General features: G+C 72.8%; 11 protein-coding genes and 1 pseudogene. 7 read left to right on the top strand and 5 right to left on the bottom strand.

Going from position 1 to position 13901, the window contains the following annotated elements:
• Window positions 1-7: 7 nt before the first annotated feature.
• The 4 genes from MCAG_RS09080 to mce all read right to left on the bottom strand — a co-directional run bounded on the left by MCAG_RS09080 (window position 8) and on the right by mce (window position 5861).
• The gene (locus tag MCAG_RS09080; protein WP_007072669.1) at window positions 8-1246 is read right to left on the bottom strand and encodes an AI-2E family transporter; all 1239 of its coding nucleotides are present in this window, start codon (window positions 1244-1246) and stop codon (window positions 8-10) included.
• A 145-nt stretch (window positions 1247-1391) separates the two neighbouring features.
• On the bottom strand, window positions 1392-3470 hold the full coding sequence (locus MCAG_RS09075) for a hypothetical protein (protein WP_036372907.1): 2079 nt from the start codon (window positions 3468-3470) through the stop codon (window positions 1392-1394).
• A 178-nt stretch (window positions 3471-3648) separates the two neighbouring features.
• Window positions 3649-4908, bottom strand: a complete 1260-nt coding sequence (locus MCAG_RS09070; RefSeq protein WP_007072667.1) for a hypothetical protein — start codon at window positions 4906-4908, stop codon at window positions 3649-3651.
• Window positions 4909-5396: 488 nt separating this feature from the next.
• A complete protein-coding gene (gene mce / locus MCAG_RS09065; RefSeq protein WP_036376734.1) occupies window positions 5397-5861 on the bottom strand; it encodes a methylmalonyl-CoA epimerase in 465 nt (154 codons plus the stop codon).
• 80 nt (window positions 5862-5941) lie between these two features.
• Between mce and MCAG_RS09060 the strand changes: the two genes are divergently transcribed.
• Complete coding sequence (locus MCAG_RS09060; protein WP_007072665.1) at window positions 5942-7138, top strand: acetyl-CoA C-acetyltransferase; 1197 nt, start codon at window positions 5942-5944, stop codon at window positions 7136-7138.
• A gap of 183 nt (window positions 7139-7321) precedes the next feature.
• On the top strand, window positions 7322-8260 hold the full coding sequence (gene meaB / locus MCAG_RS09055; protein WP_232290365.1) for a methylmalonyl Co-A mutase-associated GTPase MeaB: 939 nt from the start codon (window positions 7322-7324) through the stop codon (window positions 8258-8260).
• A gap of 128 nt (window positions 8261-8388) precedes the next feature.
• Here the strand turns inward: meaB and MCAG_RS09050 are convergent, their stop codons facing one another.
• Window positions 8389-8970 carry a TetR/AcrR family transcriptional regulator gene (locus tag MCAG_RS09050; RefSeq protein ID WP_036372904.1) on the bottom strand — a complete coding sequence of 194 codons (582 nt, stop codon included), beginning with the start codon at window positions 8968-8970 and terminating at the stop codon, window positions 8389-8391.
• Between the two features lie 103 nt (window positions 8971-9073).
• Between MCAG_RS09050 and MCAG_RS09045 the strand changes: the two genes are divergently transcribed.
• From MCAG_RS09045 to MCAG_RS09025, 5 genes and pseudogenes are all read left to right on the top strand, one after another.
• Entirely contained in the window at window positions 9074-9490 is a 417-nt protein-coding gene (locus MCAG_RS09045; protein ID WP_036376732.1) for a VOC family protein, read from the top strand.
• A 52-nt stretch (window positions 9491-9542) separates the two neighbouring features.
• Complete coding sequence (locus MCAG_RS09040; RefSeq protein WP_036372902.1) at window positions 9543-9947, top strand: Asp23/Gls24 family envelope stress response protein; 405 nt, start codon at window positions 9543-9545, stop codon at window positions 9945-9947.
• A 96-nt stretch (window positions 9948-10043) separates the two neighbouring features.
• Window positions 10044-11732: a methylmalonyl-CoA mutase gene (locus MCAG_RS09035; protein ID WP_007072660.1), complete on the top strand. Its 1689-nt coding sequence runs from the start codon at window positions 10044-10046 to the stop codon at window positions 11730-11732.
• Between the two features lie 194 nt (window positions 11733-11926).
• Complete coding sequence (locus MCAG_RS09030; RefSeq protein WP_007072659.1) at window positions 11927-12841, top strand: tetratricopeptide repeat protein; 915 nt, start codon at window positions 11927-11929, stop codon at window positions 12839-12841.
• 64 nt (window positions 12842-12905) lie between these two features.
• Window positions 12906-13878: pseudogene (locus tag MCAG_RS09025) on the top strand (arginase family protein); the annotation flags it as partial.
• Between the last annotated feature and the right edge of the window lie 23 nt (window positions 13879-13901).

The following is a 13901-nucleotide window of genomic DNA, read 5'->3' as shown; positions in this document are numbered from 1 at the left end:
ATGCTCGTCAGCGCCGGTCCTGGCGGGGCAGCACCACCTCGCGCAGGATCAGCTGGAGGGCGGCCACCGTCGGGATCGCGATCAGCGCGCCGACCACGCCCATCAGCGACACCCCGAGCAGCGCGGCGAGCAGGGCGGCCACCTCGTTGACCTCGACCGAGCGGCGCATCACCTTCGGGTAGATCAGATAGTTCTCCACCTGCTGGTAGACCACGAAGAACGCGACGCAGGCGATCCCCACCGGTAGGTCGGTGGCGAAGCCGACCAGGCTCACCACCACCGCGCCGAGGGTGGCACCGATCTGCGGGATCAGGTCGGCCACCGCGACCACCACGGCCAGCGCGAACGGGTACGGCAACCCGACGACCAGCGCGAACACGAAGGTGGTCACCCCGGCCAGCACGGCGATGCCCAGCGCGCCCACCATGTACGCGCCGACCTTCGCCAGGATCTCGTCCCCGATGAGCCGCACCCGCCGCCGGCGGGAGCGGGGGACCAGCGCGTACCCGACGCGGCGCAGCCGGTCGAAGTACGCGAGGAAGTAGATCGTCAGCACCAGCACGGTGAGCGCCCGGAAGACCGTGCCGAAGATGAGCTGGGCCCCGCCGAGCACCCCGCCCAGCGCCCGCCCGATCGTGTCGGCGTCCGCCGCGGCCTTGACCTTGTCCATCACGTCGTACCGCACGACGAAGTCGTTGACGGCCTTGTTGCGACGCAACTCCTCGACGTAGCTGGGTAGCTGCTCGACGAACTGCCCCGACTGGGTGACCACCGGCGGGACCAGCGCCACCAGCCCGCCGACGATCAGCAGCAGCACGGTCAGCGTCACCGCCGTGACGGCCAGCCCGTTCGGCAGGCCCCACGAGCGCAGCCGGACCACCGCCGGGTTGAGCCCCACGGCCAGGAAGAGCGCGATGACCACCAGCACCAGGATCCCGGCCGAGTTGCGCACGCCGAGGAAGACGGCGTACGCCAGCAGCACGCCGAGCGCGCCGGTGAAGCCGACGAGGAAGCTGCTGCGACGCAGGGGCCGCCCCGGCATGCCGAACCGGCCGGAGCCGGCGGCGACCGCGCCAGGCGGGTCGAAGTCGCTCGGGTCCCCGAGATCCGCCGGGACGGTTTCCGCCTGCGCGTCGCCCGGCGGGGTGTCGTCGGGTGCGCCGCCCGGGTGGAAGCGGTCGGTGGGCAGGCCGCCCGGGTCGGTACGGTCCGTCCGGCCGTCGTCGCCCCGCCCGTCGTGCGCCACCGAGACCTCCTCCGCCCTCCGGCGGGGTGCGCCCGGAGAGCCGTCAGCCGTCCCGCGGCCCTGGCCGGTCGCGGGTCCTGCCGGGAGGGTAGTTGGCGGCCGACCGGCCCGGCCACCCTGGCCTGGCTCGGACCCGACCCCGGTCTCACTCGGACTCGACGGAAACCTTGCTCGGCTTGGCGCTGCGCTCGTCGGTGGTCGGCTTGGTCGGCCGTTTGCGGTTTTCGCCGGTGCTGGTGATCTTCGTGGGGATCGCCCCCCGGCCACCCTCGCCGGGTACGGCGGCCACCGTCGGCTCGCCGTCCACCCCGGCGCTCGCCGCGCCGCCGTTAACCGTGGTGACCGGCTCGGCCACGGGCCGGATCCTCGCCGGGGCGTCGCCGATGGGCGTGGCCTTCGCCGTCCCCGCCTCGGCGGTGGTCTTGACCGGCGTGGCGGTGGGCCCTGGCTCGGCGGCCGGGGCGGTCGCCTTGGCCGGCGTGGCGGTGGTCGGCTTGGCCGGGGCGGTGGTCTTGACCGGCGTGGTGGTGGTCGGCTCGGCCGGGGCGGTGGTCTTGACCGGCGTGGTGGTGCTCGGCTTGACCGGGGCGGCAGCGGCGGTCGACAGGCGCGCACCGGCCAGCTGCTGCCGCAGGTCGAGCAGTTGCTGCTGGAGCTCGTCCGACTCCTGGCGGGACTGCCAGGTCGCCTGCCGCAGGTCGGCCAGCTCCTGCTGGGCCTGGGCGATATCCAGCATTACCTGGGCGAGCTGCTGGCGGCCGGCGGCCACCTCCTGCTGGGTCGCCGCGAGGTGCTGCTGGGTGGTGGCCAGGTGCTGCTGCGTGGTGGCCGCGTACTCCTCGAACTGGCGGCGGGAGGCCGCGACGTGCTCGTCGGCCCTGCGTCGCTTGTCGGCCGCGTCGCTCTCGGCCCGGCCCAGCAACTCGGCCGCCTCCTCCTCGGCCTGCCGGCGCATCGTGAGGGCGTCCTGCTCGGCGGCGCGCCGGATCTCCGCGGCGGCGTCCTCGATCTCGGCCCGCCGGGCGGTGTACTGCTGCTCCAGCTCGCTCTGCCGGGCGGTGTGCTGCTGCTCCAGCTCGTCGCGGCGCTGGGCGTACTCCCGCTCGGCGGTTTCCTTGCGCTGGGCCAGCTCCCGCTCGGCGGCCTCCCGTCGGCCGTTGACCTCCTGCTCCACGCCGGCCCGCCAGGCGCCCAGCTCCTGCTGCGTCTGGGCACGGGCCTGCTGCACGTACGCCTCGGTCTCGGTGCGCATCCGCTGCACGTACGCCTCGGTGTCGGCCCGCTGGCGCTTGCTGGCCTCGGTGGCCTGGGCGGTGAGCCGCTCGGCCTCCTGCCGGGCTCGGTCGCGGGTGGCCTTCGCCGCGCCCTCGGCGTCGTCGGTGATCCGCTTGGCCTCCTGCAACGCCTTGGCGTGGGTGGCGCGGCCGGCCTCGGTGGCGTTGTCGGTGAGCCGCTTCGCCTCCTGCTGCGCCTTGGCATGCACCTCCTTGGCCGCCTCGCGGAGCTGGGTGGCCTCCTGCTGCGCCTTGGCGAGGGCCTCCTTGGCCGCCTCGCGCAGCTTGGTCGCCTCCTGCTGGGCCCGGGTGTGGATCTCCTTCGCGGCGTCCCGGAGCTGGGTGGCCTCCTGCTGTGCCTTCTCCAGGGCCTCCTGGGCGGCCTTGCGCAGCCGCGCGGACTCGTCCCTGGCGGCTGTGCGGAGCTGCGCGGACTCGTCCTTGGCCGCCTTGAGCGTGGCGTCCGCCTCGGCGCGCCGGGCGGCGCTGTGCCGCTCCTCCTCGGCCCGACGGGCGGCGAGGGCGATCTCGAAGTCCTTGAGCGCCTGGGCGGCCTGCTCCTTGGCCTCGGCGACGATGTGCTCCGCAGCGGCCCGCCGCGCCTCGATCTCCTCGTTCGCGGCGATCAGGATGTCGTCGGCCTGTTCCTCGGCGAGGGTGAGGATCTGCTCGACCCGGGGGCCGAGGTGCCGGAACGAGGCCCGGTCCACCACGCCGACCTGCTTGCGGACCTGGGCGAGGTCGCGTTGCAGCACCTCGACCTGCCCGGCGAGCTTGTGGATCTGTGTGTACGCCTGTTCACGCTCGGCCGCCAGTGTCGCGATCTCGTGCTCCGCGCGAGCGACGTACCGGTCGACCTGTCGTTTCTCGTACCCCCGCAGGGCGGACTCGAAGCTGGGCTCCGTAGTCACATCCCCACCGAGAGCGAACAGTTCCTCGCCGTGCGACATGCCCCCATCCTCACACGCATCCGGCTCGGCTGGGGCGATACGGACGCCCCGGATGGGAGCTACTTCACTGCCGCCGCCGGCACCCGTGCCCGGGCGTCGAAAACGCAGACGGCGCGGGGCCGCACCGGTCACCCGGTGTCACCCCGCGCCGTGTCCATGCCCCCGGCCGTGCGGTCGGTCAGCCGGCGGACTCCGCGGTCACCCGCTCGTTCTTGCTGTCCGCCTTGGCGGGCTCCGGCGTGGCCTGCGCCGGAGCCGACGGCACGCCCGGGACGATGCCGGCGAGGCCGGAGAGCATCTGGCCGAGCTGCGAGGTGACGGCGTCCTTCTGCCGGGTGAGGTCCTCGACCTCGCGGCGGGCGGCCTGCGTGGTCAGGTCGGCCTCGGTGCGGGCCTCGGTGAGCAGCCGCTTCGCCTCGGCCTTGGCCTCGTTGAGGGTCTTCTCGGACAGCGCCTTGGCCTTCTCGACCGTGTCGTTGGCGGTGCGCTCGGACTCGACGCGGCGGGCCTCGGCGCGCTGCTCGATCTCCTTGGCCCGCTCCTGGGCGGCCCGGGCGCGCTGCTCGGCCTCGCCGACCAGCTTCTGGGTCTGGGCGACCTGGGCGGCGTGCCGCTCGGACTCCTCGCGCTCGGCCTTCTCGCGCCGCTCGGCGAGCTGGAGCTCCAGGGCCTGGAGGTCCTTGTCGCGCTTGTCGCGGGCGTCGGTGAGCAGCTTGGTCGCCTCGGCGCGCTTCTCCTCGGCCTCCCGCGCCGCCTTCGCCCGCTGCTGGGTGATCTCCCGCTCGGCGGTGGCGCGCAGGGTGGCGACCTCGCGCTCGACCGTCGACTTCAGCTCGGCGACCTCGTGCGCGGTGACCGTGCGCAGCTGCTTGGTCTCCCGCTCGGCGTCGGCGCGCAGGGTGTCCGCCTCCCGGCGGGCCTGCACACGCACCTCGGCGGCCTCCCGCTCGGCGGCGGTGCGGACGCTGCCGGCCTCGCGCTCGGCGGTGGCCTTCATCGCGGCGGCCTCGGCGCGGGCCTTGTCGGTGATCTCGCGCGCCTCCAGGCGCGCCGCGGAGAGGATGCCCTCGGAGTCGCGCTTGGCCTCGTTGCGGTGGTCGTTGGCCTGCTCCTCGGCCAGCCGCAGAATCTGCTCGACGCGGGTGCCCAGGCCGGAGAGGGTCGGCCGGCTGTTCTCCTCGAGCTGCTTGTTGGTCTCGGCGAGCTTCTGTTCCAGCGCGCTCTGGCGCTGCTCGGCCTGGCGGAGCCGACGCTGGGCGTCGTTCATCCGCTGCTCGGCCTCGGCGCGGGCCTGCTCGGACTGGGTCAGCGCGGCGGTCAGCCGACCGATGAAGTCATCGACCTGCCCGACGTTGTATCCGCGCAGGCCAACGGTGAAATCTGGCTGCGAGTTCGCGTTATCGAAGAACGCAAGAGGGGAGGACTGCTGCTGGGGCATTGGGACATACTCGCAGACCCCCCGGGGTGCTTCGCAAGAGCGGTGCGACGCTTTCGTGTCCGGTTTACATGGTCAACAGGTCGCCGCCGGCCGGGCCGGATCGACGGGCGATCTTGGCAGCTCCCGGGTGGGTCGGGCGGTCCGCCCGACGGGTGGCCGGACGCGTGGGAGGCGGGTGGCGGGCGAGCGGGAAAAGGGGTCACGGGCGCGCCCCGCGGCAGTTTGTCGACCCGTACCGGTTTCCCTGTCGACCCGTACCGGTATCACGCGAAAGGGGGCCGGCGGCCGGCGTCGAAAGGCAATGCGCACCGCCGCAATGCCCGGTGGGGCATCCCCCGGACGGCTCGCCGCCGGCCTTAGCGGCGCTCAGTGGTCACGGAAACCGGTTGATGGCGTCGGAGTGCCAGGAACGCAAGGCGGGGCCGCTCCCGGGCCGATGGTTGGCAGGGGCCCCTGCTCTACCGAATGCGTCAACAGGGGCCCTTTCCTCACTTCGGCTGCACCAGCTCGACGAGGACGCCGCCGGCGTCCTTCGGGTGGACGAAGTTGATCCGGGAGTCCGCGGTGCCCCGGCGGGGGGTCTCGTAGAGCAGCCGTAGTCCGCGCTCGCGCAGCGCCGCGCACGCCGCGTCGATGTCGACCACCGTGTACGCCACCTGCTGCACGCCGGGCCCGTTGCGGTCCAGGAACTTGGCGATGGTCGACTCCGGGGTCAGCGGGGCCAGCAACTGCACGCAGCCGCCCTCGACGGTCGGCCCGACCGCCAGCATCGCCTCGCGGACGCCCTGCTCGGTGTTGGTCTCGGTGTGCACACAGCGCATCCCGAACGTGCGCTGGTAGAAGTCGATCGCGGCGTCGAGGTCGGCGACGGCGATCCCGACGTGGTCGATGCGGCGCAGGCCGATGTCTGTGACGAAGTCGGCAGCGGGCTCGGCGGGGGAGTTCTCAGCCATGGCGTTAGTCTGACCGAACACCCGTGCAACCGAACAATCGTTAAGTTTTACGGCTCGGCATCCCCCTCGGAGGCAGGCACATGGCTTCGGTGATCGTCAGCGGCGCGCGGACCCCGATGGGGCGTTTGCTCGGCAACCTCAAGGATCTGCCCGCCACGAAGCTCGGCGGCGTCGCGATCAAGGCCGCGCTGGAGCGCGCCGGGGTGGCCCCCGATCAGGTGCAGTACGTCATCATGGGCCAGGTCCTGCAGGCCGGCACCGGGCAGATCCCGGCCCGGCAGGCCGCGGTCGAGGCCGGCATCCCGATGTCCGTGCCGGCACTGACGATCAACAAGGTCTGCCTCTCCGGCCTGGACGCGATCGCCCTGGCCGACCAGCTGATCCGGGCCGGCGAGTTCGACATCGTGGTGGCCGGCGGCATGGAGTCGATGACCAACGCCCCGCACCTGCTGCGCGGTCAGCGCGTCGGCTACAAGTACGGCGACGTCACGATCTCCGACCACATGGCCCTCGACGGGCTGACGGACGCCTGGGACTGTTGCTCGATGGGCGAGTCCACCGAGCGGCACGGCGCGCGGCACGGCATCACCCGCACCGAGCAGGACGCCTTCGCCGCCGCCAGCCACCAGCGGGCCGCCGCCGCGCAGAAGAACGGCCACTTCGCCGACGAGATCGTCCCGGTGACCATCCCGCAGCGCAAGGGCGACCCGGTGGTGATCAGCGAGGACGAGGGCATCCGCCCGGACACCACCGTCGAGTCGCTGGGCCGGCTGCGCCCGGCGTTCGCCTCCGACGGCACGATCACCGCTGGCAGCGCCTCGCCGATCTCCGACGGGGCCGCGGCCGTCGTCGTGATGGCCAAGGCCAAGGCCAAGGAGCTGGGGCTGACCTGGCTGGCCGAGATCGGCGCGCACGGCAACGTGGCGGGCCCGGACAATTCCCTGCACTCGCAGCCCTCCAACGCGATCAGCCACGCCCTGCGCAAGGACGGACTGGGCGTGGAGGACCTCGACCTCATCGAGATCAACGAGGCGTTCGCCGCGGTGGGCATCCAGTCCATGCGGGACCTGGGGGTCGGCGCCGAGAAGGTGAACGTCAACGGCGGCGCTATCGCACTTGGGCACCCGATCGGCATGTCCGGGGCCCGGCTGGTGCTCACCCTCGCCCTGGAGCTCAAGCGGCGCGGCGGCGGCATCGGCGCGGCGGCGCTCTGCGGCGGCGGCGGCCAAGGCGACGCCCTGATCATCCGCGTCCCCAACCCCGGCGAGCAGCCGTGAGCGTGAGGAGTGAGCGGGGTGTGCGAGCCCCGCAGTCGCGAACGAAGATGGCACCGTGAGCGTGAGGAGTGAGCGGGGTGTGCGAGCCCCGCAGTCGCGAACGAAGGTGGCACCGTGAGCGGAGCGGTCGAGCGGGCCACGGCCGCCGGCGTGCCGTCGGTCCGCCGGAGCCGGGACGTGCCGATGCTCGTGGAGCGGGCCCGCGCCGGTGACCCGCGCGCCGTGGCCCGACTGATCACCCTGGTCGAGTCCGGCGACGAGGTGCTGCCCCGGGTGGCGGCGGCGCTGGCCCCGTACGCGGGTCAGGCCCAGGTGGTCGGGCTGACCGGGTCTCCCGGGGTGGGCAAGTCGACCACCACCAACGAGCTGGTCCGGGCGCTGCGCTCACGCGGGCACCGGGTCGGGGTGCTGGCCGTCGACCCGTCCAGCCCGTTCACCGGCGGGGCGATCCTCGGTGACCGGGTCCGGATGCAGGACCACGCCACCGACCCGGGGGTCTACATCCGGTCGATGTCCAGCCGGGGTCACCTCGGCGGCCTGTCGGCGGCGACCCCGCAGGCGGTGCGGGTGCTGGAGGGTGCCGGCTGCGACGTGGTGCTGGTGGAGACCGTCGGTGTGGGGCAGGCCGAGGTGGAGGTCGCCTCGCTGGCTGACACCACGCTGGTGCTGCTCGCCCCCGGCATGGGCGACGCGATCCAGGCGGTCAAGGCGGGGATCCTGGAGATCGCCGACGTCTTCGTGGTGAACAAGGCCGACCGGGACGGCGCCGACGCCACCGTCCGCGACATCCAGGGCATGATCGCCCTCGGTGAGCGCGGACCGGGCGAGTGGCGACCGCAGGTGGTCCGGTCGGTCGCCGCGCGTGGCGAGGGAATCGACGACATCGCCGCCGCGATCGACAAGCACCGCGACTGGCTGGAGAAGCACGACGAGCTGCGCCGCCGCCGGCAGGCGCGGGCCGCCGCCGAGATCGAGGCGATCGCGCTGGGCGTGCTGCGGGCCCGGATCGGTTCGCTGCGCGACGGTACGGAGCTGCCGGCGCTCGCCGCGAAGGTGGCCGAGGGGGCGCTCGACCCGTACGCCGCCGCCGACAAGCTGCTGGCACAGATCGGCACCGGATGAGTCCAGCGCGGTAAGCGCCGCGTCGGTGTGGACACCGTCGGGCTGAGCGGGCCGACAGGGTGGCGCTGCCCTGGCCACGTTGTCGGTCCGCGGAGTGCGCCCGACGTCCGCTCTCCGATCCGCGTTGGTCAGCGGATGCGGAGCCCTTCCAGCAGGCGGGTGAGTGCGGTGCAGGTCTGCTCCAGCGCGTGCGGACTGGTCGTCGTGGCGAGCCAGAGCGCGGCCTCGTTCATCGCGCCGGAGAGCAGGTGGGCCAGCGGCGTGACCGGCTGCGCCGCGATCGTCCCGGCGGCGATCAGGTCGGTGAGCGCCTCGGCGAGGTGGTGCGCCGAGGCCGCCTCGTCGAGGGCGCGCCAGTCGGCCCAGCCCAGTACCGCCGGCCCGTCGACCAGCATGATCCGCTGAACCTGCGGGGCGGTGCTCGCGGTGAGGAACGCCCGGCAGCCGGCCGTCAGCCGCGCCCAGGGGTCGTGCTGCGCCTCGGCGGCCGCGACGACCTGCGCGGCGACCTCCTGCTGTACCAGCTCCAGAACCGCCCGGAAGACGTCGGCCTTGCCGGCGAAGTGGTGGTACAGCGCGCCTTTCGTCACGCCGGCGGCGGCGACGATCTGGGCGAGGCCGACCGCCCCGTACCCGTGCGTCGCGAAGAGTCGCCGGCTCTCGCGCACCAGCGTGTGCCGGGTCTGCTCCCGCTGCTCCGCTCTACGCATGTGTCCCTGCCCATCGCCTGCGGCCCCGCCGCGCCAACATTGACATACCGATGGTACGCCAATATCGTAGTTCACATACCGACGGTATGTGAACGGAGTGACCATGCTCTTGACCAGCTTCTATCCGGTGATTTGCACGACCCGACTGAAGGAGTCACACGCGTTCTACGCCGACTGGTTCGGCTTTGAGACCACCTTCGAGGCGGACTGGTATGTGAGCCTGCGTCGCCCGGGGCCGGTGCCGTGCGAACTCGGGCTTCTGGACCACACTCATCCGACGATCCCGAACGGGTACCGCAAGCCGGTGGACGGGCTGCTGCTCAACGTCGAGGTGCCCGATGTGGATGCCCAGTGGCGGCGGCTCGTCGTCGAGGGCGGGCTGCGGGTCGAGCTGGACCTGCGTAGTGAGGACTTCGGGCAGCGGCACTTCATCGTGGCGGACCCCAACGGGGTGTTGGTCGACGTCATCACGCCGATCGAACCGACGGGGGAGTATGTCGAGCGGTACATCGAGCGCTAGTACGCTCGCACCGCCTCACGCCCGTGGGGCGGGTGACGTGGTGGGAGAAAGCATGAGCGACGAGGCGACGCGGGAACTGCGGGTGACGCCGGACGCGGTTGCGGGCGGGACGACGCACGTCTCCGACGAGGTGGTGGAGAAGATCGCGGTGGCCGCCGCCCGGTCGGTGCCCGGCGTGGTGGAGCTCGGCGGGGACGTGGCCCGGTTCTTCAACGCGGTGCTCGACAAGGTCGGTCTGGACCAGGTCGGTGACGCGCGAAGGGGCTGCTCGGCGCATGTCACCAACGGCGCGGCCGTGGTCAACCTGGTGCTGGTGATCTCGGCGGGGCAGTCGGTGCCGCAGGTGACCGAGGCCGTGCGGGCGGCGGTCTCGGCGGCGGTCGAGGCGTACGGGCTGCGGGCCGACGAGATCAACATCCGGGTGGACGACGTGGCGATGGAGGTGCCCCCGGCCTGAGTTCGTTACCGGCGGGTACGAACTTCCTTAGCGATCGTTCAGGGCGGCGTTCTACACTCGGATCCTCAGCCGAGGACTCGAGGAGGAGCGCCGCGGATGGACGCCGACGAGATCGCTGCCGGACGGGCCCGCTGGCAGGCCCGCTACGACGCCGCGCGCAAGCGGGACGCGGACTTCACCACCCTGTCCGGGATGACCGTGGATCCGGTGTACGGCCCCCCGGAGGGGATGGCGTACCCCGGCTTCGAGCGGATCGGCTGGCCGGGCGAGTACCCGTACACCAGGGGCCTCCACCCCACCGGCTACCGGGGGCGGACCTGGACCATCCGGCAGTTCGCCGGCTTCGGCAACGCCCGGCAGACCAACGAGCGCTACAAGATGATCCTCGGTGCCGGCGGCGGCGGCCTCTCCGTCGCCTTCGACATGCCCACCCTCATGGGACGGGACTCCGACGACCCGCAGTCGCTCGGTGAGGTCGGGCACTGCGGCGTCGCGGTAGACAGCGCCGCCGACATGGAGGTCCTCTTCGACGGCATCGACCTGGCCGGCGTCACCACCTCGATGACCATCTCCGGCCCGGCCGTGCCGGTCTTCTGCATGTACCTCGTCGCCGCCGAGCGGCAGGGTGCCGACCCGTCCACCCTGGACGGGACCCTCCAGACGGACATCTTCAAGGAGTACATCGCGCAGAAGGAGTGGCTCTTCGACCCCGAGCCGCACCTGCGCCTGATCGGCGACCTGATGGAGTACTGCGCGCGCGAGATCCCCCGGTACAAGCCGCTGTCCGTCTCCGGGTACCACATCAGGGAGGCCGGCGCGACGGCCGCGCAGGAGCTGGCGTACACCCTCGCCGACGGGTTCGGCTACGTCGAGCTGGGGCTGTCGCGTGGGCTGGACGTCAACGTCTTCGCCCCGGGGTTGAGCTTCTTCTTCGACTCCCACGTGGACTTCTTCGAGGAGATCGCCAAGTTCCGGGCCGCCCGCCGGATCTGGGCCCGGTGGCTGCGCGACGTCTACGGCGCCACCAGCCAGAAGGCTCTCTGGCTACGGTTCCACACCCAGACCGCAGGGGTGTCGCTGACCGCCCAGCAGCCGGTCAACAACGTCGTACGCACCGCCGTCGAGGCGCTCGCCGCAGTGCTCGGCGGGACCAACTCGCTGCACACCAACGCCCTCGACGAGACCCTCGCGCTGCCCACCGACGAGTCTGCCGAGATCGCCCTGCGTACCCAGCAGGTGTTGATGGAGGAGACCGGCGTGGTGAACGTGGCCGACCCGCTCGGCGGCTCCTGGTACGTCGAGGCGCTCACCGACAAGATCGAGGCCGAGGCGGAGGAGATCTTCGCCCGGATCCGGCAGCTCGGCGGCGACGGTCCACACCAGATCGGACCGATGACCTCCGGCCTCCTGCGCGGCATCGAGGACGGCTGGTTCACCGGCCACATCGCCGAGTCCGCCTTCGTCTACCAGCAGGCCCTCGAGAAGGGCGACAAGAGGATCGTCGGCGTCAACTGCCACACCGGCACGATCGCCAAGAACCTGGAGATCCTGCGCATCTCGCACGAGGTGGAGGTGGAGCAGCGCCGGGTGCTCGCCGAGCGCAAGGCGGCCCGCGACGAGCCGGCGGTTCGGGCGGGGGTGGCCCGGATGGTCGAGGTCAGCCGCACCGGGGAGAACATGATCCCGGCCATGCTCGACGCCGTCCGCGCCGAGGCCACCCTCGGCGAGATCTGCGACGCCCTCCGCGCCGAATGGGGCACCTACCGCGAACCCGCCCGCTTCTAGCCCCACCCCACCCTCACCCCCGCCCCGCCTTCCGCCCGCACCCCTGCGCGGGGCCGGGGTCAGGGCGCGCAGGGGTGGCGGTGAGGGTGTCGGGCGGGGTGGGGTGGGAGCGGGGTTGAGCAGGGGTGAGAGTCGCAACTGTCGCCGTCGCGGTTAATCTGAGTTCGGCGGGACACGTGCGAGACTAGACAACCATGAGCGACCCACGGATCACCTCGTCGATCTTCACCCGCGGCGCGGTCGACCTCAGCGCACTGCGCGGCACCGCACCGGCCTCCGCCCGAACCAACACACCGGCCCAGGCCGGCCCGTCCTCCAGTCTGCCGGCCGTTGCCGGCGGCAGCTCGGTGGTCGACGTGACAGAGGCGAATCTCCAGGCCGAGGTGCTCGAACGGTCCACCGCCATGCCCGTGGTGGTCTTCTTCGGCGCGGCCGGGTACCCGGAGAGCGACCAGTTCGCCCCGGTCCTGGAGCGGCTGGCCGCCGAGGGCGGTGGCGCGTGGACACTCGCCCGCATCGACGTCCAGGACAATCCCCGGATCGCTCAGATGTTCCAGGTGCAGGGGATCCCCACCGTCTACGCCGTGGTCGGCGGCCGGCCCGTCGACGCGTTCTCCGGGGTGGTCCCCGAGGCGCAGCTGCGACAGTGGATCGGCGCGGTGCTCAAGGCCGGCGGGGTCAGCGTCGCCGAGCCGGAGGACCCGCGCCTCGACGCGGCCGACGACGCCCTGATGAGCGGCGACCTGGATGCCGCCGAGCAGGCGTACAAGAAGATCCTGGCCGAGTCGCCGGCGGACGCCGCGGCCGAGGCCGGCCTGGCCCAGGTCGGGCTGGCCCGCCGGGTTGCCGGCGCCGAGCCGGGCGCGGCGCTCGCCGCCGCCGAGGCCAACCCCGACGACGTCGAGGCCCAGCTGCTCGCCGCCGACATCGAGGTGCTCAGCGGCATGGCCGAGCAGGCGTACGCCCGGCTGGTCGGACTGGTCCGCCGCACCGCCGGCGAGGACCGGGAGAAGGTACGCCAGCACCTGGTCGGCCTGTTCACCGTCGCCGGTCAGGACGACCCCGCCGTCGCCTCCGCCCGCCGGGCCCTGGCCAGCGCCCTGTTCTGAGTTCCGCCGTACGCCAGCGCGGGCCGGCGTTCGCCGGCCCGCCCGACCACGAGGACGGGAGCCAATGATGCGCCGGATCGCCGTCCTCGACGCGCCGTCCAACCTCGGGCTGCGCCCGCCCACCCCCACCGCGGTCCCCGGCTGCGCCAAGGCGCCGGGAGCGCTGCGCGACCAGGGCCTGCTCGCCCGATTGCGGGCGCGCGACGCCGGTTGCCTCACCCCGCCCCGGTACGACCCGGGCGACTGGCGCCCCGGCGACGGCGTCTGCCACGCCTCGGAGATCGCCGCGTACTCGGCGGCGCTGGCCGACCGGATCGGGGCGATCATCGACCGGGGGGAGTTTCCGCTCGTCCTCGGCGGGGACTGTTCGATCCTGCTCGGCTCGGCGCTGGCCATGCACCGGCTCGGCGAGGCGGTCGGCGGGCGGATCGGGCTGGTGTTCGTCGACGGCCACTCCGACTTCCGGCACCCCGGCAACGCCTCGTACGTCGGCGCGGCGGCGGGGGAGGACCTGGCCCTCGTCACCGGCCGGGGGCAGGCAGACCTGGCCGCGATCGAGGGGCGGCGGCCCTACTTCCGCGACATCGACGTGGTGGTCCTCGGCATCCGGGCCCAGGACGAGTACCGCCTCGACCTCCAGGCCGCCGGGATCACCACCCGGCCGGTGCCGGCGCTGCGCGCCGAGGGCGCGGCCCGCACCGCCCAGTGGGCCCACGAGGAGCTGGCTGACTGCGCCGGATACTGGGTGCACGTCGACGTGGACGTGCTCGACCCGGCGGTGATGCCGGCGGTCGACGCCCCGGACCCGGGCGGCATCGCCTTCGCCGAGCTGGAGATCCTGCTCGCCGGCCTGGTCGACACCCCGCACTGCCTCGGCGTGGAGTTGACCGTCTTCGACCCCGACTACGACTCCGACGGCGCGTACGCCGCCGAGATCGTGAACACGGTGGTGGCCGGGCTGGCCCCGGTGACCGCCCCGAGCGCGGTGCCGCCCCGCCTGCTCCCGGCCCCCTCGGAGCCTCGCCTGCTTCCGGCCGCACCGGAGCCCCGCCGCATGCCC

Source organism: Micromonospora sp. ATCC 39149, from assembly GCF_000158815.1.
In the GTDB taxonomy this organism is placed as follows: Bacteria; Actinomycetota; Actinomycetes; order Mycobacteriales; family Micromonosporaceae; genus Micromonospora.
Note: the sequence above shows the minus strand (reverse complement) of the source record. Positions and strands in the feature narration are given on the sequence as shown.